Annotated in this window: 21 protein-coding genes; 11 read left to right on the forward strand and 10 right to left on the reverse strand. The window is 63.8% G+C overall.

What is annotated here, in order from left to right; all coding sequences use genetic code 11:
- The first annotated feature begins 225 nt into the window (after positions 1-225).
- Genes MAFF_RS05660 through MAFF_RS05670 form a run of 3 tightly spaced genes read left to right on the forward strand, consistent with a single transcriptional unit; the run spans position 226 to position 2,045 of the window.
- Positions 226-1,002: a copper homeostasis protein CutC gene (locus MAFF_RS05660; RefSeq protein ID WP_010909921.1), complete on the forward strand. Its 777-nt coding sequence runs from the start codon at positions 226-228 to the stop codon at positions 1,000-1,002.
- Entirely contained in the window at positions 999-1,487 is a 489-nt protein-coding gene (locus MAFF_RS05665; RefSeq protein WP_010909922.1) for a GNAT family N-acetyltransferase, read from the forward strand. The genes MAFF_RS05660 and MAFF_RS05665 overlap by 4 nt, the downstream gene beginning before the upstream one ends.
- A gap of 60 nt (positions 1,488-1,547) precedes the next feature.
- The gene (locus tag MAFF_RS05670) at positions 1,548-2,045 is read left to right on the forward strand and encodes an SRPBCC family protein (RefSeq protein ID WP_010909923.1); all 498 of its coding nucleotides are present in this window, start codon (positions 1,548-1,550) and stop codon (positions 2,043-2,045) included.
- Here the strand turns inward: MAFF_RS05670 and MAFF_RS05675 are convergent, their stop codons facing one another.
- From MAFF_RS05675 to MAFF_RS05690, 4 genes are all read right to left on the reverse strand, one after another.
- Positions 2,046-3,068, reverse strand: coding sequence for an acyltransferase family protein (locus tag MAFF_RS05675; RefSeq protein ID WP_010909924.1), 1,023 nt, complete (start codon positions 3,066-3,068; stop codon positions 2,046-2,048).
- A 266-nt stretch (positions 3,069-3,334) separates the two neighbouring features.
- On the reverse strand, positions 3,335-4,132 hold the full coding sequence (locus MAFF_RS05680; protein ID WP_010909925.1) for an FAD binding domain-containing protein: 798 nt from the start codon (positions 4,130-4,132) through the stop codon (positions 3,335-3,337).
- A 12-nt stretch (positions 4,133-4,144) separates the two neighbouring features.
- Positions 4,145-6,493, reverse strand: a complete 2,349-nt coding sequence (locus MAFF_RS05685; RefSeq protein WP_010909926.1) for a xanthine dehydrogenase family protein molybdopterin-binding subunit — start codon at positions 6,491-6,493, stop codon at positions 4,145-4,147.
- A 113-nt stretch (positions 6,494-6,606) separates the two neighbouring features.
- Complete coding sequence (locus tag MAFF_RS05690; protein ID WP_032930572.1) at positions 6,607-7,107, reverse strand: (2Fe-2S)-binding protein; 501 nt, start codon at positions 7,105-7,107, stop codon at positions 6,607-6,609.
- A gap of 313 nt (positions 7,108-7,420) precedes the next feature.
- Between MAFF_RS05690 and MAFF_RS05695 the strand changes: the two genes are divergently transcribed.
- The 3 genes from MAFF_RS05695 to MAFF_RS05705 all read left to right on the forward strand — a co-directional run bounded on the left by MAFF_RS05695 (position 7,421) and on the right by MAFF_RS05705 (position 10,247).
- Positions 7,421-8,557: an FIST signal transduction protein gene (locus MAFF_RS05695; protein ID WP_032930573.1), complete on the forward strand. Its 1,137-nt coding sequence runs from the start codon at positions 7,421-7,423 to the stop codon at positions 8,555-8,557.
- 14 nt (positions 8,558-8,571) lie between these two features.
- On the forward strand, positions 8,572-9,912 hold the full coding sequence (locus MAFF_RS05700) for a hybrid sensor histidine kinase/response regulator (RefSeq protein WP_010909929.1): 1,341 nt from the start codon (positions 8,572-8,574) through the stop codon (positions 9,910-9,912).
- Positions 9,913-10,016: 104 nt separating this feature from the next.
- Positions 10,017-10,247, forward strand: a complete 231-nt coding sequence (locus tag MAFF_RS05705) for a hypothetical protein (RefSeq protein ID WP_044547840.1) — start codon at positions 10,017-10,019, stop codon at positions 10,245-10,247.
- Between the two features lie 37 nt (positions 10,248-10,284).
- Here the strand turns inward: MAFF_RS05705 and MAFF_RS05710 are convergent, their stop codons facing one another.
- Positions 10,285-10,968 carry a response regulator gene (locus tag MAFF_RS05710; RefSeq protein ID WP_010909930.1) on the reverse strand — a complete coding sequence of 228 codons (684 nt, stop codon included), beginning with the start codon at positions 10,966-10,968 and terminating at the stop codon, positions 10,285-10,287.
- A 217-nt stretch (positions 10,969-11,185) separates the two neighbouring features.
- Between MAFF_RS05710 and MAFF_RS05715 the strand changes: the two genes are divergently transcribed.
- The 3 genes from MAFF_RS05715 (at position 11,186) to MAFF_RS05725 (ending at position 13,708) form a co-directional block, all read left to right on the forward strand.
- On the forward strand, positions 11,186-11,884 hold the full coding sequence (locus MAFF_RS05715) for a fumarylacetoacetate hydrolase family protein (protein ID WP_010909931.1): 699 nt from the start codon (positions 11,186-11,188) through the stop codon (positions 11,882-11,884).
- Positions 11,885-11,895: 11 nt separating this feature from the next.
- Positions 11,896-12,546: a maleylacetoacetate isomerase gene (gene maiA, locus MAFF_RS05720; RefSeq protein ID WP_010909932.1), complete on the forward strand. Its 651-nt coding sequence runs from the start codon at positions 11,896-11,898 to the stop codon at positions 12,544-12,546.
- Positions 12,547-12,667: 121 nt separating this feature from the next.
- On the forward strand, positions 12,668-13,708 hold the full coding sequence (locus MAFF_RS05725; RefSeq protein ID WP_010909933.1) for a zinc-dependent alcohol dehydrogenase family protein: 1,041 nt from the start codon (positions 12,668-12,670) through the stop codon (positions 13,706-13,708).
- Positions 13,709-14,207: 499 nt separating this feature from the next.
- Here the strand turns inward: MAFF_RS05725 and MAFF_RS05735 are convergent, their stop codons facing one another.
- Positions 14,208-15,071, reverse strand: a complete 864-nt coding sequence (locus MAFF_RS05735; protein ID WP_044547845.1) for a DMT family transporter — start codon at positions 15,069-15,071, stop codon at positions 14,208-14,210.
- 105 nt (positions 15,072-15,176) lie between these two features.
- Between MAFF_RS05735 and MAFF_RS05740 the strand changes: the two genes are divergently transcribed.
- Positions 15,177-16,595, forward strand: a complete 1,419-nt coding sequence (locus MAFF_RS05740; protein ID WP_010909935.1) for a PLP-dependent aminotransferase family protein — start codon at positions 15,177-15,179, stop codon at positions 16,593-16,595.
- Between the two features lie 2 nt (positions 16,596-16,597).
- Here MAFF_RS05740 and MAFF_RS05745 read toward each other — a convergent pair whose 3' ends face one another.
- Entirely contained in the window at positions 16,598-17,488 is an 891-nt protein-coding gene (locus MAFF_RS05745) for a LysR family transcriptional regulator (RefSeq protein ID WP_010909936.1), read from the reverse strand.
- Positions 17,489-17,617: 129 nt separating this feature from the next.
- On the opposite strand from MAFF_RS05745, the gene MAFF_RS05750 reads away from it, so the two are divergent.
- Positions 17,618-19,090 (forward strand): MFS transporter, encoded by a 1,473-nt coding sequence (locus MAFF_RS05750; protein ID WP_010909937.1) that lies wholly within the window; start codon positions 17,618-17,620, stop codon positions 19,088-19,090.
- A gap of 24 nt (positions 19,091-19,114) precedes the next feature.
- Here the strand turns inward: MAFF_RS05750 and MAFF_RS05755 are convergent, their stop codons facing one another.
- The 3 genes from MAFF_RS05755 to MAFF_RS05765 form a co-directional block, all read right to left on the reverse strand.
- Entirely contained in the window at positions 19,115-19,612 is a 498-nt protein-coding gene (locus MAFF_RS05755; RefSeq protein ID WP_010909938.1) for a MaoC family dehydratase, read from the reverse strand.
- Positions 19,613-19,871: 259 nt separating this feature from the next.
- Positions 19,872-20,300 (reverse strand): phasin family protein, encoded by a 429-nt coding sequence (locus MAFF_RS05760; protein WP_044547850.1) that lies wholly within the window; start codon positions 20,298-20,300, stop codon positions 19,872-19,874.
- 103 nt (positions 20,301-20,403) lie between these two features.
- On the reverse strand, positions 20,404-21,699 hold the full coding sequence (locus tag MAFF_RS05765; protein ID WP_010909940.1) for a DUF445 domain-containing protein: 1,296 nt from the start codon (positions 21,697-21,699) through the stop codon (positions 20,404-20,406).
- Between the last annotated feature and the right edge of the window lie 203 nt (positions 21,700-21,902).

Consider the following 21,902-nt stretch of genomic DNA (forward strand, 5'->3'; position numbering starts at 1 on the left):
ACGTGTTTTGCCGAGCCCGGAAGCAGCGCATCCCGGATTTCAGCAGATGGAATTTCGGCTGCCGCCGCACGGCCACCGGCCAATCAATAACCGGGCGGCTATGGATTACTCATAACTCTACAGTTATAAGACTGTCAAGCTGGGAAATGTCGCCTGGTCCAAACGGCGGTGCGCCGTTCACGCTTTCGCGCTAGCCGCCCGGGTGCTAGGGCTTTGCGCAACATCATGGACTGGATCGACCCCTTGACCACGGAAACCCGCCTGCCCCTGATCGAAATCTGTGTAGAAGGCATCGATGGCCTGCTCGCCGCGCAGGCTGCCGGCGCCGACCGGGTCGAACTGTGCGCCAGCCTCGTCGAGGGCGGCATCACACCGAGCCTCGGCACGGTGCGCGCCGCTCTCGACCAGGCGACCGTGCCGTTTCACGTCATGGTGCGGCCGCGCGGCGGCGATTTTCTCTACAGCGAGACCGAATACCGCTCGATGCTCGCCGATGTCGCGGCACTGCGCGATCTCGGCGTGCCCGGCGTGGTGTTTGGCTGCCTGAACGCCGACGGCACCATCGACGAGAAGCGCATGGGCGAACTGACGGAGGCCGCCGGCCCCCTGAACGTCACTTGCCATCGCGCCTTCGACATGACACGCGACCCGGCCGAGGCGCTGGAGGCGCTGATCCGCTGCAAGGTCGGCCGCGTGCTGACCAGCGGCCAACGCGACAGCGCGATCGAAGGCCTGCCCTTGCTGGCCGATCTGGTGCGGCAGGCCGGCGACCGCATCATCATCCTCGGTTGCGGCGGGCTTGATCTCGCAAACATCGCCGAGGTGCGCCGAAAGACCGGGCTGGCCGAAATGCATTTTGCCGCGCTGAAGGACGTGCCAAGCACCATGCGCTACCGCAATCCCAAGGTCGGCATGGGCGGCTCCGATCTCGACCGCGAGTACCGCAACACATTAACCGACACACCGCTGGTGGCGGCGACGATCGCGGCGGCCAAGGCATGACCTCGCCGATAGACCGTATAGCGCCAGGCGACGAAGCGGACATATTGGCGCTCAACAACGAGCATGCCGCCGAACTGTCCTGGCTCGAAGCCGAACGGCTGTCGTTCCTGCTCGGCGAGGCATTCTACGCACGCCGCATCGGCGATCTCGAAGCATTCATCATGACCTTCGACCAGGAAGCCAATTACGACAGCCCGAACTTCCTCTGGTTTTGCGAACGCTACGAACGCTTCATCTATGTCGATCGCGTCGTCGTGGCGGCGCATGCACGGGGCCGCGGCCATGCGCGCCGGCTGTATCAGGACCTGTTCGAGCACGCAGAGCGCGCCGGCTACATGCTGGTCACCTGCGAGGTCAACGCCGATCCGCCCAACCCTGCCTCGGATGCCTTCCACGCCGCGCTGGGTTTCACCGAAGTCGGCGACGCGGTGATCCACGGTGGCAAGAAAGTGGTGCGTTATTACGTCAAGCAGATCGTCGCCTGATGCTAGCCTCATAAAGAAGACACCTCTAATATACGCGTTCCACCAAATGGAGGAACCGCGATGCCTAGCAACGTCTTCCGCTTCGACGAAAGCTGGGACATTCCCGAAGGCACGCCGCAGCAAGTGTGGGACGTTCTCTCCGACGCCGAACTGCTGCCGCTCTGGTGGGGCGAGGTCTACAAGGAAGTGGTGCCGCTCGATGGCAAGGGCAAGGCGTCCGTCGGCTCGCGGGCAAGGGCACGGGCGCGGGGCGCCCTGCCCTATGAACTGAACTTCATCATCGAGGCCGCCGAACTCGAGCCTGGCCGGCTGGTCGTCGTGAAAACCTTTGGCGACTTCGACGGGCTGTGGCGGGCCGAACTGTCGCCGTCGGGCAGCGGGACCCATGTCCAACTGACCTGGCAGGTCACGGTCGAGAGGCCGATCCTCAAATTCCTGGCACCTCTGCTGCGGCCGGCCTTCGCCTGGAATCATCGCTGGACAACGCCGCGCGGCGAAGCCGGTCTGCGGCGCTACCTCAGGCTCGCAACAACAGTGCCTCGGCGCGATGAGGCCTAATCACCAATTGCGGTTCAACCATTCACGCGCCGGCCGCTCGACGAGGTAGTAGCTGCAGAGCGCGCAGGCAAAGACCCCGACCAGCATCGGCCATGGGCTGATGCCTTGCTCATAGACGAATTTGTAGAAGGGCTGCTGCCACAGATAGAGCGAGTATGACCACAGGCCCAACGTCGCCATGGGCCACGACGAGAGCAAATTGGAAAAAATTGGCGTGCTGAAATCGAGCGCATTGACGGCCAGCGCCAGCAGCGGCACCGCCAGGAGATAGTGGATCGGCGTCGGCACCGGGTCCATGAACAGCAGAACCGCGCCCGCCGCCGCTGCCAGGGCGACATAAGACCCTTTCAGCACCGCCGGCAGCCGGCCTTCGGCCTTGAGCAGGCAGATCGAAGCTGACAGCAGGATCGAGGCGATGTGCACATCGGTGCGCCAGTAGGTAGCCTCGTAATCCAGCCCGAACACCCAGTACGACACCGCGCCATTGGCCATGGCGAGCAAGGCCAGCGCTAGCAGCAAAGGGATGACGCGGTCGCGGCTGGAGAGGAGCGCGCTGATCAGCGCCAGGATGATGTAGGCATGCTCCTCCACGCAAAGCGACCAGATATGGTCGAGCGCCCCGGCCCGTGTGACGAGAATTCCGGCGTAATTGTAGGTGAAAGTCAGCGCTGTCAGCGCCGCCTTCCATTTGAAGGCGATGAACGTGCCGGAGAGCGCAATCATGGAGATGACGACGAACACCAGAAGCGCCGGGTAGATGCGCGAGAAGCGGCGTTTGAAGAACTTCTTCAGCGGGTAGCGTTCGATGAAAAGGATCTCGGCCATTAGCCGGCCGCTCAGCACGAAGAAGAATTCGACGCCGAGCACACCCAGATTGATTCCGGGTACCGGGAAGAAATGGCCGATCAGCACCAGGGCAATCGACAGGCCGCGCCAGCCGTCGAGATAGGCCAATCTTGTTCTGGCTGATCGGTCGACGACGGATCGGGATGGAACCATCTGGGTGGCGGTAATTTCGGACATGCCGATCCCTTCGCATTGGCATGCGAAAGGGCACGGCGGTACATGTCCGAACCCGGCTCGCATTCCCGCCCCGACCCATACTGCAGTGCAATATAAGTTTGTGCAAGTGCGAGATTGGCGGCGATGCGGTTCCTTTGGCAGCAAGCTCCGGAAAGGCTTCGGGCAAAGGAGCGGTCCCGCGGCGTTCCTTCACGAGCCGCACGGCTACACCACCGCCCACGAAAAAGGGGCCAAGATGGCCCCTTTCCTGTCGGCAACCGATGCTGTCAGGCGTTGGCTGCCGCCACCGCGCGCTTGGCCATGACCACGATCAGATTGGCGCGGTAGTCGGCGGAAGCGTGGATGTCGCTCATCAGGTTCTTCGCCGGCACTTTCACGCCGGCGAGCGATGCGGCGTCGAAATTCTTCGCAAGGGCTGCCTCGATCTCCTTCGAGCGGAAGACCCCGTCGTCGCCGGCGCCGGTCACGGCGACGCTGACGCCGTCCTTGCCCTTGGCCACGAACACGCCGACGATCGCGTAACGCGAGGCCGGGTTGCGGAATTTCTCGTAAGCCGCCTTGGCCGGGGCGGTGAAGGAGACCGCCGTTATGATCTCGCCATCCTTCAAGGCCGTTTCGAACAGGCCTTTGAAGAACTTGTCGGCCGATATCTCGCGCTTGTTGGTGACGATCGTGGCGCCCAGCGCCAGAAGTGCCGCGGGATAGTCGGCCGCCGGATCGTTGTTGGCGATCGAACCGCCGATCGTGCCCTTGTGGCGCACCGCCGGGTCACCGATCAGCGACGCCAGATGGGCAAGCGCCGGGCAGGCCTTCTTGAGTTTCTCGTCGTTGGAGACGTCGAAATGCGTGGTAGCCGCGCCGATGGTGACCGTCTTTCCCGACACCTTGACGCCCTGCATCTCCTTGATGTGCGACAGATCGACGAGATCGGAAGGGGCCGCCAGCCGCGTCTTCATAGCGGGGATCAGCGTCATGCCGCCGGACAGCAGCTTGGCGTCGCCGTTCTTCACCAGCTTGGCGGCATCCGCGACCGAGGCGGCACGGTGGTAGTTGACCGAATACATGGTTGTTCCTCCTCAATGCTTCGCGGCGCGGATCGCGGCCCACACGGTGGGCGGCGAGGCGGGCATGGCGATATCGGCGATGCCGATGGCATCGGTGATGGCGTTGATCACCGCCGGCGGCGAGCCGATGGCGCCGGCCTCGCCGCAGCCCTTGATGCCGAGCGGATTGCCCGGGCATGGCGTGTTCGAGGTTGAGACCTTGAACGACGGCAGGTCGCCCGCGCGCGGCATCGTATAGTCCATGTAGCTCGCGGTCAGCAGCTGTCCGCTGGCGTCGTAATGGGCGCCTTCCAGCAGCGCCTGGCCGATCCCTTGCGCGATGCCGCCATGCACCTGGCCTTCCACGATCATCGGATTGATGATGTTGCCGAAATCGTCGGCGGCCACGAACTGGACGATCTCGGTCGTTCCGGTCTCCGGCTCGATCTCGACCTCGCAGATGTAGCAGCCCGCCGGAAAGGTGAAGTTCGACGGATCGTAGAAGGCCGTTTCCTTCAATCCGGGCTCCATCCCTGCCGGCAGATTGTGGGCGGTATAGGCGGCCAGCGCCACCTGGAACCACGGCACGTTCTTGTCGGTACCGGCGACCTTCAGCGCGCCGTTCTCGATGACGATGTCGCCCTCGTCGGCCTCGAGCAGGTGGGCGGCGATCTTCTTGGCCTTGGCCTCGACCTTGTCGAGTGCCTTTGATATCGCCGACATGCCGACCGCGCCCGAGCGCGAACCGTACGTGCCCATGCCCATCTGCACCTTGTCGGTGTCGCCATGGACGATCGAAACCGAATCGATCGGCACGCCAAAACGCTGGTTGACCAGTTGCGCGAAGGTCGTCTCGTGGCCCTGGCCATGGCTGTGCGAGCCGGTCAGCACCTCGATCGTGCCAACGGCATTGACCCGCACTTCGGCCGATTCCCAGAGGCCAACGCCGGCGCCGAGCGAACCGACCGCCGCCGACGGCGCGATGCCGCAGGCCTCGATGTAACAGCTCATGCCGATGCCGCGGAGCAAGCCCTTCTTGGCGGCCGCCGCCTTGCGCTTGGCAAAGCCGGCATAGTCCGAAGCTTTCATGGCCGCATCGAGCGAGGCGCCATAGTCACCGGCGTCATAGTTCATGATCACCGGTGTCTGGTGCGGGAAGGAGGTGATGAAGTTCTTGCGCCGCAATTCGGCAGGTGACACGCCAAGCTCGCGCGCCGCCGCTTCCATCGTGCGTTCCAGGAGATAGGTGGCTTCCGGCCGCCCTGCCCCGCGATAGGCATCGACAGGAGCTGTGTTGGTGTAGACCGTGCGCACATTGGCGTGGATGGCCGGAATGTCGTACTGGCCCGACAACAATGTCGCGTAGAGATAGGTCGGCACGCAGGACGAGAACAGCGACATGTAGGCGCCGAGATTGGCGATCGTGTCGACCTTCAGCCCGGTGATCCTGTTGTTCTTGTCGAAAGCCATTTCCACCGTCGAGACATGGTCGCGGCCATGCGCGTCGGAGAGAAAACTCTCGGTGCGGTCGGCGACCCATTTGACCGGCACGCCGGTTTTCTTGGAAGCCCACAGGCAGACGATCTCTTCGGGATAGATGTAGATCTTGGAGCCGAAGCCGCCGCCGACGTCAGGCGCGATGACGCGCAGCTTGTTTTCCGGCGCGACATTGTAGAAGGCGCTCATCACCAGCCGCGCGACATGCGGGTTCTGCGAGGTCGTCCAGCAGGTATAATGGTCCTCGGCCTTGTCGTAGTGGCCGAGAGCCGCGCGCGGCTCCATGGCATTCGGCACCAGCCGGTTGTTGACGATCTTCATGCGGGTGACATGCGCCGCTGCCTTGATCGCCGCGTCGGTCGCCTTGGCGTCGCCGATCTCCCAATCGAAGATCAGATTGTTCTCGGCCTCGGCATGGATCTGCGGCGCGCCCTTTTCGAGCGCCTTGGTGGCTTCGACGACGGCCTTCAATTCCTTGTATGTGATCTCGACCGCCTCGGCCGCATCGCGGGCCTGCCCCTTGGTCTCGGCCACGACGACGACGACGGCGTCACCGACATAGCGGACCTTGTCGACAGCCAGCGGCGACCAGGCGCCCATCTTCATCGGCGAACCGTCCTTGGAATGGATCATCCAGCCGCAGATCAAATTGCCGATGCCGTCGGCCTTGAGCTCCTTGCCGGTCAGCACGCCGATGACGCCGGGCATCGCTTGTGCTCGTCTGACGTCGATCTTCTTGATCTGCGCATGCGCGTGCGGGCTGCGCACGAAGGCGGCATGCTTCATGCCGGGAACCACCATGTCGTCGACATAGCGGCCGGCGCCGGTGATGAATCTTTTGTCTTCCTTGCGCGCGACCCGAGCGCCAACACCTTCAATGCCCATAAGAAATTCCTCCCGAGATTGTAGGGGAGTAGGTGAGTAGGGCAGTACGGCAGTACGGGAAAACTGGTTCCGGTTCCCTACTGCCCTACTGCCTTACTGCCCTACTGCCTCGTTCACGCAGCTTGTTTCGCCTTGCCCTTGGCCCCCTTGGCCATCGTCTTCGATGCGGCAAGGATCGCCTTGACGATGTTGTGGTAGCCGGTGCAGCGGCAGATGTTGCCTTCAAGCTCGGCGCGCACCGTCGCTTCGTCGAGGCCTTCGGGGTGGCGATTGATCATGTCGGTTGCCGTCATGATCATGCCAGGCGTGCAGAAGCCGCATTGCAGGCCGTGATGTTCCTTGAAGGCGGCCTGCACGGGATGCAGGTCGGCGCCATTGGCGAGACCTTCGATCGTTACAACGCTCGAGCCGGACGCCTGTACCGCGAGCATGGTGCAGGACTTCACCGCCTTGCCGTCGACATGGACGACGCAGGCCCCGCATTGCGAGGTGTCGCAGCCGACATGTGTGCCGGTCAGGCCGAGATTCTCGCGCAGGAAGTGAACCAGCAGCGTTCGATCCTCGGCGGTCCCGCTGACCCGCCTGCCGTTCACCATCAACGAAACGTCCGACATGAATCCTCCCTGGGTATCAACCTTGGTCATCACGCTGCCGACGCGCCGCTGGCACTTCGGCCATGCGTCATTCGTACACCGCACAACGCACAAAAAACAGCGCGACGGAAAAGGCGGATCATTGTACTTTCGGTCATGGCCAAGGCCGAAGGCGCATTCCCCTCGCCCCATTGCCAAAACACCGATTGGAAGCAACAATATCCTTCGACGCCTGCGCGCCAGAAGCCTGTAAAAACAGCCGCGTATAAAAGAGCGTCGGAGGAAATGCGGGAGAACGCCGCTGACCAGTTCACGGACGCGCTACGCCTGCGGCTTGTCGGCGCTGACCACGGATGAGCCCGACCCGGTTGCTTTCGCTCGCGCGGTGGCCAGCGAGGCCGCGGCAATCGACGCTGGTTTTGCCCTCGTGTTCTTTTCCCAGAGCCTTGTCGAGGCCGGCGCCCTGTCGCGGGCGCTCTCGGTGCATGCGCCGGGGCTCCACCATGCCGGCTGCTCCACCGCCGGCGAGATCACGCCGCAGGGGCTCGAGGAAGGCCACATGCTGGCGATGCTGCTTCCCTCGGCGGCGTTCACCGCGGTCAGCGCCATGGTCGACAATCTATCCTCGTCGGGCATGGACAGGATCACAGGCGAGGTCGAGGCCTTGCGGCGCGCCCTGCGCGTCCGGGTGGGCGGCGAGCGGACCAGGAACACCTTCGCGCTCTGCTTCATCGATGGGCTGTCCTATGCCGAGGAAGCGGTCAGTTCGGCCATCCACTGGGGCCTTGACGACATACCGCTGCTCGGCGGCTCGGCCGGCGACGATCTGAAATTCGAAACGACGCGGCTGATCTCGAATGGCAGGGTCACCTCGGACAGCGCCATCATCGTGCTGATCGCCACGGAAATTCCGTTCCACGTTTTCAAGACCGACAATTTCGTTCCGACCGACGAAAAACTGGTGGTCACTGCGTCCGATGCCGATCACCGCATCGTGCGCGAGTTCAACGCCACCAATGCGGCGGAAGAATATGCCGCTTCCGTCGGCATCGTCCCGCAGACCCTGACGCCGCTGAGCTTCGCCTCGCATCCGGTGGTGGTGAAGGTGGGCGGCGAGTATTACTGCCGCTCGATCCAGAAGATGCACGCGGACGGCTCGCTGTCTTTCTTCTGCGCCATCGACGACGGAGTCGTGCTGTCGATCGCCCAGCCAAAGGACATGGTGGAATCGACACGCGCGGCCCTGCGCGAGGTCGAGGAGAGGCTGGGCGGCATCGACCTGATCCTCGGCTTCGACTGCGTGCTGCGCCGGCTCGATGCGCGCAACCGCCAGGTCTTTCGTGACATTTCGGAACTCTACCGGGTCAACAATGTCGTCGGCTTCGGCACCTATGGCGAACAGTATCGGTCGATGCACCTCAACCAGACTTTCACCGGCATCGCCTTCGGCGAACGGCAAGCGGCAGAATAAGGCGGCGCTATAAGATGCCGCTCAGGGACATAAACGATCTCGAAAAACTGAAGAAGATCAACGCCGCGCTGGTCGACCGCGTCGAGCGGTCGATGGACCAGCAGGGCAACGCCTTCTCGCTGTTCCAGACAGCCATCTCGCTGGAAAATCGGGTGCGCACGCGCACCGAGGAGCTGCACTCGACCTTGAGGCGGCTGGAACAATCCAACATCGATCTCAGCGCCGCCAAGGAAAACGCCGAGTTCGCGAACCTGTCCAAGACGAGGTTCCTCGCCGCCGCCAGCCACGACGTGCTGCAGCCGCTGAATGCGGCTCACCTATCCGTCTCGGCGCTCGCCGAGTTGCAGACCAGCGACGAAGGCAGGAAGCTGGTGCGGCAGGTCGAGCGCTCGCTGGAGACGATGGAGGACCTGCTGCGCACCTTGCTCGACATTTCCAAGCTCGATGCCGGCGTGGTGCACCCCGACATCGGCGACGTCAGCCTGGAGGCGCTGTTCTCGTCGCTGCGCTCGGATTTCCAGCCGGTCGCGGAAATGAAGCGGCTGTCCTTGAAATTTCGGCCGGTCAACGCCGTGGTCCGCTCCGACCGGACGCTGCTGCGCCGCATCCTGCAGAACATCCTCTCCAACGCGCTGGGCTATACCCGCTCGGGCGGCGTCCTGGTCGGCACCAGGCATCGCGGCGACACGATCCGCATCGATGTCGCCGATACCGGCTGCGGCATTCCCGAGGACCAGCGCGAGGCGGTGTTCGAGGAATTCCATCGCGGCACCTTGCCCGCCAATGCCGGGCTCGACGGCGGCGGCCTCGGGCTCGGGCTTGCCATCGTGCGCCGCATGGCCGGCGCGCTCGGCCACCCCGTGACCTTCTCCTCGAAGGTCGGGCGCGGCACGATCTTTCATATCGATGTCCCCGTCGGCATCGGCGCCCCCGCCGACGCCATCGCCAGCGCCACCAGCCTGGAGCGGTCGCGCGGCTACGGCCTGTTCGGCACCAAGGTGTTGCTGGTCGAGAACGACGCCGAGGTGCTGGAGGCCATGACCTTCCTGCTCGAGCGCTGGCAGTGCCTGGTGCGGGCCGCGACCTCGACCGACGACGCGCTGGACCTGCTCGGCGACACCGACTGGGTGCCCGACATCATCATTGCCGACCAGCATCTCGACGGCGGCGACCTCGGCACCACCACCATATCGGAAGTCCGCGACTATCTCGGCCGCGCCGTGCCTGCGCTGATAGTTACCGCCGACAGTTCCGAAGCCGTCGCCAAGGCCGCGCGCGCCGGCGGCATCGAACTGATGCGCAAACCGCTGAAACCGGCGCAACTAAGGGCGCTGCTGGCGCATTTGCTGGCTTAGAGTGAGCCCTTCTCCCCGTCTCTATACGGGGAGAAGGTGGCGGCAGCCGGATGAGGGGCGGCGCCGGCGCTTGCGATCTTTCTTCGGCGGTGGGAAAGAATAGCATGCCTTACATTGTTCAAAGAATCATTTTGAAAAGCGGGGAAATAATAACTGAGAGGGCGTTGCCTAATGGGGGTACGCTGGTAAACGCGGATTCTCCGGTAGTGGGAGACGTTCTAGAAATTTCCTTAAATGGGAAGATCATGATGATCGAAATAATATGGGGCCGTTGGGCTGAACACGAAGATATTGATCCAGAGCATGTGTTCAGATTGCGTGCGAAGGAACTCTAAAGTGAGCTAATTGCAGTGACGGTGCACTTTTCATCCCTCAAAACCCCGCCTGATCGCGAAACAGCTCTGCATTGTCCAGCTTCGAAACCTCGATCACCGCCTGCGTGCGGCTGTAGACGTTGAGCTTGCGCAATATCTCCGAGACATGCGCCTTCACCGTGGTCTCGCCGACCTGCAGCTCGTAGGCGATCTGCTTGTTGAGCAGGCCCTGGCGCAGCATTTGCAGCACACGCAGCTGCTGCGGCGTCAGCTTGGACAGCCGCTGGACCATGTCGGCGCGGTCGATGCTGTCGGCGTCGGCCGGCTGGCCTTCATAGGTTTCCGGCACATAGATGGCGCCGTCCATCACCGAGCGGATGGCGGCGGCGAGATCGCTCTTGCGCGCCGATTTCGGGATGAAGCCGGCAGCACCATAGGACAAGGCCTCGGAAATGATCCGCGGCTCCTCGTGGCCCGAAACGATCACCACTGGCAGGCGCGGATAGCGGGTCCTGAGCTGCAGCAGCCCGTCGAAGCCGTGCACGTCGGGCATCGAGAGGTCGAGCAGCGCAAGGTCGAAAGGCTTGGCGTCGGCCAGGAGATCGAGAGCCTCGGCGATCGAGCGCGCCTCGACCGTATCGACCTCGGGATAGGCCATCTGAACGGCGCTGTGCAGCGCCTCGCGAAACAGCGGATGGTCGTCGATGATCAGGAACCGGGCGCGATCGTTGGGTGCTGTCATGTGGCTCGTTCCGGTTTATTGGCCACACCATAGCCCCGCGACCATGGCCGGATTATTAGCAAATAGTCTATCGCGAGTTGATAGGCCGCTGCAAAGTGGGAACCCTGAATTGCTTATGCGGCCCAAAGCCCCCGCTTTATGAAAGCGACGCCTTGCCCGGTCCCCGAAATCGGCCGAAGGTGCCGCCATCATCCTGATAGCCAGCGCAGAGACCGCCATGACCGCCTTCGTCCTTCCCGTGCCGCCAACGCCTTCCGTCGCCATCAGCGGGTCGGACGAGCGCTTTGCCGTGCGGCGCATTTTCTGCGTCGGCCGCAACTATGCAGCGCATGCGCGCGAATTCGGCAATGATGAGCGCGATCCGCCCTTCTTCTTCACCAAGCCGGCCGACGCGGTGGTCGATACCGGGACCGTCATCCCCTACCCGCCGCTGACGGCCAATCTGCACCATGAAATCGAACTGGTCGCCGCGATCGGCAAAGCCGGTTGCCGCATTCCCCGCGACAAGGCGCTGGACCATGTCTGGGGCTACGCCGTCGGCATCGACCTCACCCGCCGCGATCTCCAGGACGAGGCCAAGAAGGCGGCGCGGCCCTGGGACTGGTCGAAGGCCTTCGACCGTTCCGCCCCTTGCGGCCCGCTGATTCCCGCGCAGAAATCCGGGCATCCGGCGAAGGGGCGTATCTGGCTCACCCTCGACGGCAAGGTCCGGCAGGACGCCGATCTCACCGAGCTAATCTGGCCGATAGCAGACATTGTCTCGATCTGCAGCGAGGGCGTAGAATTGCAAGCCGGCGACCTGATCTTCACTGGCACGCCGGCCGGCGTCGGTGCCGTCAAGCCCGGCGAGACGATGACCGGCGGCGTCGACGGCATCGGCACGATCGAAGTCACGGTCGGCCAACCGCAGTCGTGAACGACAAAGCCATGAGCGACATCGTCCTGCACAATTACTACCGTTCCTCCACCTCCTACCGGGTGCGCATCGCGCTGGAGATGAAGGGGCTGAGCTATGACTATGTCCCGCATCATTTGCGCCATGGCGAACATCTGGAACCAGCCTATCTCGCGGTCAATCCGCAGGGGCTGGTGCCGGCATTGGTGCTCGACGACGGCACGCTGTTGACGCAGTCGCTGGCGATCATCGAATATCTCGACGAGATCCATCCCGCGCCGCCGCTGCTGCCGAAGGACCCGCTTGGCCGGGCGCGCGTACGAATGCTGGCGCAGATGATCGCCTGCGACATCCACCCGGTGAACAATCTGCGCGTGCTGACCTCGCTGCGCACTTTGTTCGGCGCCGGCGACCAGGACATCACCAACTGGTTCCGCCACTGGGTGAACGAAGGCTTCCAGCCGCTTGAAAAGATTCTGGCTTCCTCGCCTCAGACCGGAACATTCTGCCACGGCGAGGCGGCGGGGCTGGCCGATATCTGCCTGGCGGCACAGATCACCAGCAACGCCCGTTTCGGCGTCGACCTGACGCCTTACCCGACGATCACCCGCATCAACGCCGCCTGCATGGCGCTGCCAGCCTTCCAGAAAGCCGCTCCGCAGAACCAGATGGATGCCGAATAGGCTTCGTTGGTCCGCGCCGCATCCAGAGCAGCATGTCCGGCGGAATCGATTTCCGCTTGACCAGACAGGGAATCGGCTATCGTTTCCGGCAATGCGTGCCGTCTTAAGGGTGGAGTGACCGATGAAAGCCGTCGTCTTCGAGAAATTCGGCGAAGCGCCGACGATCCAGACCGTCCCCGATCCGAAGCCGGCTGCCGATGGCGTCGTCATCAAGGTCGAGGCGACAGGGCTGTGCCGCAGCGACTGGCATGGCTGGATGGGCCATGATGACGGCATCACCTTGCCGCACGTTCCCGGACATGAACTTGCAGGCGTCGTCGTCGCCGCCGGCAAGCAGGTCAGCCGCTGGAAGGCCGGCGACCGCGTGACGGTGCCGTTTGCCGTCGGCTGCGGCCGCTGCTTCGAATGCAGCTCTGGCAACCATCAGGTCTGCGAGCACCAGACGCAGCCCGGCTTCACCGGCTGGGGCTCGTTCGCCGAATATGTCGGCATCGAGCATGCCGACACCAACCTCGTGCGCCTGCCCGACGAGATGGAATACGCCACCGCCGCCAGCCTCGGCTGCCGTTTCGTCACCTCGTTTCGCGCCATTGTCGACCAGGGGCGGGTCAAGCCCGGCGAATGGGTGGCGGTGCATGGCTGCGGCGGCGTCGGCCTGTCGGCAATCATGATCGCCAGTTCGATGGGCGCCAACGTGATCGCCATCGACCTCACCGACGAGAAGCTGGAGTTCGCCAGAAAAATCGGCGCCGTGGCGACGATCAATGCGTCGACGACGCCGAATGTGGTCAAGGCGGTCAAGCAGATCGCCAATGGCGGCGCGCATATGTCGATGGACGCGCTCGGCCACCCCACCACCTCGTTCAACTCGATCGCCAATCTGCGCCGGCGCGGCCGCCATGTGCAGGTCGGCCTGATGCTGGGCGAGCACGCCCGCCCGCAAGTGCCGATGGACAAGATCATCGCCTTCGAGCTCGAGATCCTCGGCAGCCACGGCATGCAGGCCTATCGCTACCAGGCGATGATGGACATGATCCGCAACGGCAAGCTCAAGCCCGAACTGCTGGTCGGCAAGAAGATCAGCCTCGACGAGGCGCCCGCGGCCTTGATGGCAATGGGTGGCTTCGAGGGCATTGGCATTGGGGTTGTGACGAAATTCTGACAGCGATTCGATAGAAATTGCAGAACAGTCCATGCAACCAAGACGCTAGTAGAACCGCTCGACAAGGTTGCGCTAGTCCGTCAGAACCGACTTCAAGCGATGATCGGTTTGGATCTCGCTGGACCAGCCACACACAGGAACTATGCCGTCGCTATGGCCTATTGGGTAAAGCGTATTGCACTGAAGGATGGCGAAGTAGTCACTGAACGTGAGCTTCGCGCAGACGAAAACCGATTTGCTGGAACGGCTCCGGTGGTCGGTGACTTGATTGAGGTCGAATGTCGCGGCCGCAGGTTTATGGCTGAAGTAGTATGGGGAAATTGGCCCGGCCGCGTTCATCCACACGATACAGTTGTACCGCTTCGGGTTTCCGAGGTTGGGCTTGATCCAGCAACCCCGCTCCGCTTTCCGACTCGTGGCCCAACCTGATCGCGGAGTGACTGCGTCCACTAAGTTCTGTCATTTCACATTAATGAGTTCGCGGCCGAGTCAGCCAATCCTACCGCGCAAACTTCTTCGCACCGAACACGCAGGCCACCACGCCCAACGTGACGACCACCATCAGCGGGCTGACCTGTTCGTGTAGCAGGCTCGCCGCGAGCGCCAGGCCGAAGAAGGGCTGCAGCAGCTGCAACTGGCCGACCGCCGCAATGCCGCCTTGCGCCAGGCCGCGATACCAAAAGACGAAGCCGATCAGCATGCTGAACAGCGAGACATAGCCAAGCCCGATCCAGGCGTGGGAGCCGACGGCGGCAAAGGATGGCGGAAGCGTCGCGAAGCTCAGCACCAGCATGACCGGCAGCGACAGGGTCAGCGCCCAGCAGATCACTTGCCAGCCGCCGAGCCTGCGCGACAGCGCGGCGCCCTCGGCATAGCCCAGGCCGCAGACGATGACGGCGGCGAGCATCAGGCCATCGCCGACCGGCGAGGCGGTTACGCCCTGCGTCAGCGCGAAACCGGCGACGAGTGCGCTACCGATGCACGAAAACAGCCATAACGCCGGGCGAGGACGATCGCCGCCGCGCAGCACACCGAAGATCGCGGTCGCCAGCGGCAGCAGGCCGATGAAGATGATCGAATGCGCCGAGGTGATGTGCTTGAGCGCCAAAGCCGTCAGCAGGGGAAAGCCGACGACCACACCCAGCGCCACGATCACCAGCGACACCAGATCGCCGCGATCCGGACGTTTTTCCCGGAACAGCAGCAGCATCGCAAGTCCAAGCAGTCCGGCAATCGCGGCCCGGGCTGATGTCACGAAGGTCGGGTCGAAATCCATGACCGCCACACGCGTCGCCGGCAGTGAGCCGCTGAAAATCAGCACGCCGATAAATCCGTTCACCCAGCCGCTCGCTGTCTTGTCCATTCCAGGCTCCATTGCTTTCGCCCTCTATCGGGCAGATGCCATGGTGCAGCCAGAGACAATGCGGTACAATTACACGAAACTGTAATGGCATATCGAGCAATACAGATGACCGACCTCACCTTGGAAACCGATGTCGCGCGAACCCTAAGCGCCCCTACTCTGGTCGAAAGCGTCATGGCGACGATCCGCCAGCGGATCGCCGCGCGCAGCCTGACACCGGGAGCCCGGCTGCCGTCGATCCGAGCCTTCGCCCAATCCATGCAAGTGTCCAAATCCACCGTGGTCGAAGCCTATGAACGGCTCGCCGCCGAAGGCGCGATCCGCTCCCGGCCGGGCTCGGGCTTCTATGCCGCCGGCTCGCTGGCACCGCTGTCGCTGGCCGAGATCGGTCCCCGGCTCGACCGTGCCGTCGATCCGCTCTGGGTCTCGCGCCAGTCGCTGGACGCCGGCGACGAGGTGCTGAAACCCGGCTGCGGCTGGCTGCCGGCCTCCTGGATGCCGCAGGCCGCGCTGCGGCGCGCACTGCGCACGGCAGCGCGCGCCGACGATGTCGCGCTGGCCGACTACGGCACGCCGCTTGGGCTGCCGCCGCTGCGGCAACTCTTGGCGCGGCGCATGGCCGGTCATGGCATCGAAGTTTCGCCTGAACAGATCATGCTGACGGAATCGGGTACGCAGGCCATCGATCTTCTGTGCCGGTTCCTGATCGAACCCGGCGACACGGTGCTCGTCGACGATCCCTGCTATTTCAACTTCCACGCTTTGCTGCGCGCCCATCGCGCCAAGGTGATCGGCGTTCCCTACACGCCGTCGGGGCCCGATATCGAGCTGTTCGCGCAGGCGCTCGCCGAGCACCGGCCGCGCCTCTACATCACCAACTCCGCCATCCACAACCCGACCGGCGCGATCCTGTCGCCTGTCATTGCGCATCGTTTGCTGAAGCTCGCCGACCAGTCGGACCTGACCATCGTCGAGGACGACATCTTCGCCGATTTCGAGCACACCCCTGCCCCGAGGCTGGCGGCTTTCGATGGTCTCAACCGCGTCGTCCAGATCGGCAGCTTCTCCAAGACGCTGTCGGCGTCGGTGCGCTGCGGCTTCATCGCCGCGCCCCGAGACTGGATCGAGGGCCTGACCGACCTCAAGATCGCCACGACCTTCGGCGGCGGACGGCTGGCCGCCGAACTGGTGCTGACGCTGCTGAAGGACGGCAGTTACCGCAAGCATATGGATCTGCTGCGCGCCAGGCTCGCGCACGCCATGGCCGAGACCGTCGCCCGGCTGAGGGCGATCGGCATCACGCCCTGGATCGACCAGCCGGCCGGTCTGTTCCTGTGGTGCGGCCTGCCCGACGGTGTTGACGCGGCCGAAGTCGCACGCCGGGCGCTTAGAGACAACGTAGTGCTGGCGCCCGGCAATGCGTTCAGCCTGTCCCGGACGGCCAGCCATTTCCTGCGCTTCAATGTCGCCCAGTGCGAAGACCAGCGGATTTTCAAGGTGCTCGAGGCGGCGATGGCGCGCTGATCTCACCGACTTGCACAGACCTCCCGCACGCATTCGCGCAACCAGCGTTGCGCCGGGTCGGCATCGAGGCGCGGATGCCAGAGCATCGAAATGGTGACTTCCACCGTCGTGACCGGCAGCCGAAAACTGTACATGCCGGCGCGCGCGCCGGCCGTGTGCCGCTCGGGTACGCTTGCGATCAGCTCCGAGGCGCGCGCCATGGCGAGCGCGGCTGAGAAACCCGAGACCATGCACACCACCATCCGCCGCAAGCCAAGCCCACCCAAAGCCTCGTCGATCGGCCCTTTCTCGCGGCCGCGCCGCGAAACGCTGATGTGCCGGCCAGCGGCGTATCGCTCGGGCGTCACCGTGCCCTTGCTCAGGGGATGGCCGGCTCGAACAGCGCCGATGAAGCGGTCGCGAAACAGTGCCTGGATGCGCACTTCGGGCCCGGTTTCGCCGGCAACGCCGATTTCCAGGTCGATCGCCGCGTCGCGTAGCGACATCACATCCTTGTCGGACTTCGGCGCGAAACGCAGCCGCACCTCTGGCGCTTCGGCCCCGATGCGGGCGACGAGGCAAGGCCCGAACTCCTCGACGAAGCCTTCGTTGGTGCGCAGCGTGAAGACCCTGTCCAGGGTTGAGAGATCAAGCAATTCGGCGGGGCGCAGGAGCGCCTCCGCGTCCTGGACGACAGTACCGACCTGGCGGCGCAATTCCTCCGCGCGCGGCGTCGCCACCAGGCCGCGGCCGGCCCGCACCAGCAAAGGATCGCCCGTCGCCTCGCGCAGCCGCGCCAGCGTTCGGCTCATCGCCGAGGGGCTGAGCCGCAGACGGCGCGCGGCGCGGGCCACGCTGCCTTCGGCCAGCAGCACGTCGAGAGCAAAGAGCAGATTGAGATCGGGTGTTGTCATCCGCGGATCGTAGCATGATGTGGCGTCTCATGCACTGATATGATGCAAATACTGCACCTTCCGCCATATCAGCCGAAAGACTAGATCTCCATCGGCTCCAGCTCCGGAGCGAACGGAAAGGAGATCGCCATGGCAGTCGCCGCGCAAAATCGGGACGGCATATCAGCCCCGCTAGAGAATCAATCGGTCGGCTGGGCGCTGGCAAGCCTGTCGCTCGCCACGCTGCTGTCGTCGCTCGGAACCAGCATTGCCAGCGTCGGGCTGCCTTCGCTGATGCAGACGTTCGGCGCGTCGTTCCAAGCCGTGCAATGGGTGGTTCTGGCCTATCTCCTCGTCATCACCACGTTGATCGTCAGCGCCGGGCGGCTGGCCGACATGTTCGGGCGCCGGCCGCTGCTGCTTGGCGGCATCGCGCTGTTCACATCGGCATCGGTGCTCTGCGGCCTGGCGCCGACGCTGTGGCTGCTGATTGCCGCGCGCGCCGTGCAGGGGCTGGGCGCCGCACTGATGATGGCGCTGACGCTGGCCTTTGTCGCGGAGACGGTGAGCAAGGAGCGGACCGGCAGCGCCATGGGCCTGCTCGGCGCCATGTCGGCGATCGGCACGACGCTCGGCCCCTCGCTCGGCGGCCTGCTGATCGCCGGCCTCGGCTGGCGGGCGATCTTCCTGGTCAATGTGCCGCTGGGCCTGCTGACCTTCGCCCTCGCCTGGCGCGCCCTGCCCGCTCGCAACAACACATCTCAGGCCGCCCAAGGCAAGTTCGACGCGATGGGCACTGTCCTGCTGGCCCTGACGCTGGCCGCCTATGCCTTGGCCATGACGCTTGGCCGGGGCCATTTCGGTGCGCTCAACATCGGCCTGCTGGCCGCTACCGCTCTCGGCATCGGTCTATTCGCCGTCGCCCAGAAGCGGGTAAGGAACCCGCTGGTCCAACTCGCCAGTTTCCGGGACCCGCGGCTCAGCGCCAGTCTGGTCATGAGCCTCATCGTCGCCACGGTGATGATGGCGACCCTGGTGGTCGCGCCGTTCTATCTGTCGCGCGGACTAGGGCTCGATGCCGCGATGGTCGGCCTGGTGCTTTCGACCGGGCCGCTTGTCTCGGCCCTGTCGGCGTTGCTGGCCGGGCGGCTCTCCGATCGCTTTGGAGCCCACCGGATGATGGTCGCCGGGCTCACCGGCCTCGCCACGGGCACATTTCTGCTCTCGCTCGCCATGACGAAACTCGGCATTGCCAGCTATGTCGTTCCCATCACTGTCACCTGCTTCGGCTACGCCCTGTTCCAGACTTCCAACAATGCGGCCGTCATGAGCGGTGTCGGCGCCGGCGAACGCGGCGTCATTTCAGGCCTGCTCAATTTGTCGCGCAATCTCGGCCTCGTCACCGGCGCATCCCTGATGGGCGCCATCTTCGCGGTTGCATCGGCCGGCGCCGGCCAAGGAACAGGACAGGACGTTCTGAGCTCCGCCGCAGCCGCCCGGGGCATGCAGGTCACCTTTGAGACGGCAACGGGCCTAGCGCTGGTTGCATTGCTGCTCGCGCTGTTGTCATTCCGCAACGCGGTCAAACATGCGCGATTGGGGCATTCAATGCGAAATGCCTGACATTGCAGGGGCTTGGGCGAACGCTCAGGCCCCCGCCCGTTTGCGGCGCTCATAGAGCATGACCAGCGTTTCGGCCGTCAGCGCCGGCTTTTCCTCGCCTTCGATTTCGACGGTATTGGCTGCCTTCATCAGATATTGGCCGGGCCCCCTGTCCTCCATGGAAAGCAGAACCGTGCGCAATCTGATGCGCGCGCCGGCCTTGACCGGCGCCAGGAAACGCACCTTGTCGAAGCCATAGTTGAAGGCGGCCTGGGTGTTTTCCGGCACGATGCCCATGCCGAGCGCCAACGCGCCGATGATCGACAATGTCAGATAGCCATGCGCGATCGTGGTGCGGAACGGACTTTGCCGCCGCGCGCGCTCAGGGTCGACATGGATCCATTGATGATCGCCGGTGCACTCGGCGAATTGGTTGATACGGTCCTGATCGACCGTGGTCCATTCCGAGACGCCGAGCTCCTGCCCGGACATCGTTCTCAACTGCTCGTAGGTCGGCGGCGTTTTAGGCCGTACTTCGTTCATTCCTGCTTTCCCGATCGCTTGCCGTGCCTCCGGACCACGAACGGATGGCCCCTGTCAATTCACCCCTTGCGAATCCGTTCCGCCGAATTCCGGCTGAATCGCGCTACGCCTTGCCATGCAACGGCAGGCCGAATTCGGATTTTCGCACCTTCCAGAGGCGCCGGGCTACTGCGGCGTGGCGGGGATGCAACTATGCGCAAGGTTGCCAAATTGCAAACCGGCATGTCCCGCCGAAGACGAAACGACGAGCCGCGGAAGCCTATTTCTGCCCGTAGCCGGCGCGGATTTCCTCCATCGCCTCCTTGATGCGCGCGCGCAGGATTTCGATCGATTCGGTTCCGGATTTGCGAGCCAGTTCAGCCACTTCACCGGTATTCTTAAGCGCGGCCTCGAACGATTTCCTGGCGAATTCGGTCTGCTTGGCCATCAGTTCCTGAGGGTTGCCCGGCGCCCGGTAGCTCTGCGCCATGTCGGCAATTTCACGCAGCGTGTCCTGCAGCATTTCGCGCTGCCTCGACAACAGCGAGGTCGCGCCGGCGGCGCCGGCTCGCGCCGATTTCTCCAAGGCTTCGAGGTTCTTGCGGTGATGGGCAAGGATCGCCTCGACATCGACATTTGGCACCTTCAGGTCGCGGCCGAACCTGCCGAACATGTCCATGAAGGAATCGGATTCCGGTTGCCTGGCCATGCTGTCTTCTCCCCTTTGCCGCAAATGCGGATGCCCTCGCCTGGAGCATAGCACTCGGCTGCCGCCTGTCCATTTCGAACACAGGCCTGACGATCGATGCGCATCAATTGACCGGGAGCAGCAGCTCGATCGTATAGAGCACGATACCCGCCAGCCCGCCGATGATCATGCCGTTGAAGCGGATATATTGCAGGTCCCGACCGATGTTCATCTCGATCAGCCGCGTCAGTTGCGCCAGGTCCCAGCGCTTGACCTGGTCGGCGATGAATTTCGACACGCCGCTCTTCTGGCTTTCGACGAAGGCGGCCAGCGCCACGACGAACCCCTGGTTCATGTCGGCCCGGATCTGCGCATCGCCGGCGAGATGGCGGCCGACCTCGACGAACATGTTGGCGAGATGCGCCCGGATCACCGAATTCGGCGCCTTGGCGTCCTGCTCGATGAACAGGCTGAGGCTCTCCCACATGTCGCCAGCCAGCGCCCTGACTTCGGGTCGGGCGAGGAAATCATGCTTCATCTTCTCGGCGCGCTTTGCGTATTGCTTGGACGTCCGCAGCCGCTCGACGAAGCCTTGCGCGAAACGGTCGAACTCGGCGCGCATCGGGTGGTCGGGATCGGCGCGCACCTCGTCAAGCAAGGAGCCTGCCGAGGCGACGATCTTCTTCAGGAGATAGGCGTCGGCGCGGAACAGATTGAACAGCGACGGCAGCTCCTCGCGGATTTTTTCTCGCATCGTCGCCAGCGCCTGTTCGTCGTTGAGGAAGCGGCCGACCACCTTGATGAATTCGTCGAACAGCTTCTGGTGGCGGCGGTCGTCGGTAAGTGCTGACAACAGCTCGGCGGCCAGCGGCGCCAGCGGCACCTTTTCGATCTGCTCGAGCATGCGGCTGGTGACGAAGCCGCGCAGGCCGGACTGCTCGACCGCGGCAAGTGTCTGCGGCACCAGCCGCACGACGAAGCGCGACAGGCCGGCGGCGCGTTCGGCATCGGTCAGCCAATCGGCGACGAGCACCGCAAAATCGACCTCGGCGAGTTTTTCCCGCACCGGCTCCGGCGCCAGGAAATTGGCCTCGATGAAGCGGCCGAGATTGTCGGCGATGCGGTTCTGGTTTTCCGGGATGATGGCGGTGTGCGGGATTGGCAGCCCGAGCGGCCGCCTGAACAGCGCCACCACCGCGTACCAGTCGGCAAGGCCGCCAATGGTCGCCGCCTCGGCGAAAGCGGAGACGAACCCCAGCCATGGATGGGAGTTCTCGAACGACTTGGCCAAGGCGAACACCAGCACGCAAAGCCCCAGCGCCGCCGTGGCGATGAATTTGGTGCGTCGCAACGCCGAGAGCTTGACGGCCGCGTCGGCATCGAAACGGACAGGCGCCAGGGACGGAGCCGATTGTGACATGGATGAACTTGCTCCTCGTCGATCTCAGGTCGACCTCTGGTTGATCTCGGGCCTATCTAAGGTTTCGTCAGCCGGAATGCCCGTAGTGGCCGGTTTTCCCCGTGTTTTGCCGGGCCGCGCACATAAAGTTGACGAGAATATTCATCTATGATGCCCGGCTAGTCTGGAATTGTTCCAAGGTATAGGCCATATTCGGGTCAAGG

This window comes from Mesorhizobium japonicum MAFF 303099 (genome assembly GCF_000009625.1).
GTDB classification, from domain to species: domain Bacteria; phylum Pseudomonadota; class Alphaproteobacteria; order Rhizobiales; family Rhizobiaceae; genus Mesorhizobium; species Mesorhizobium japonicum.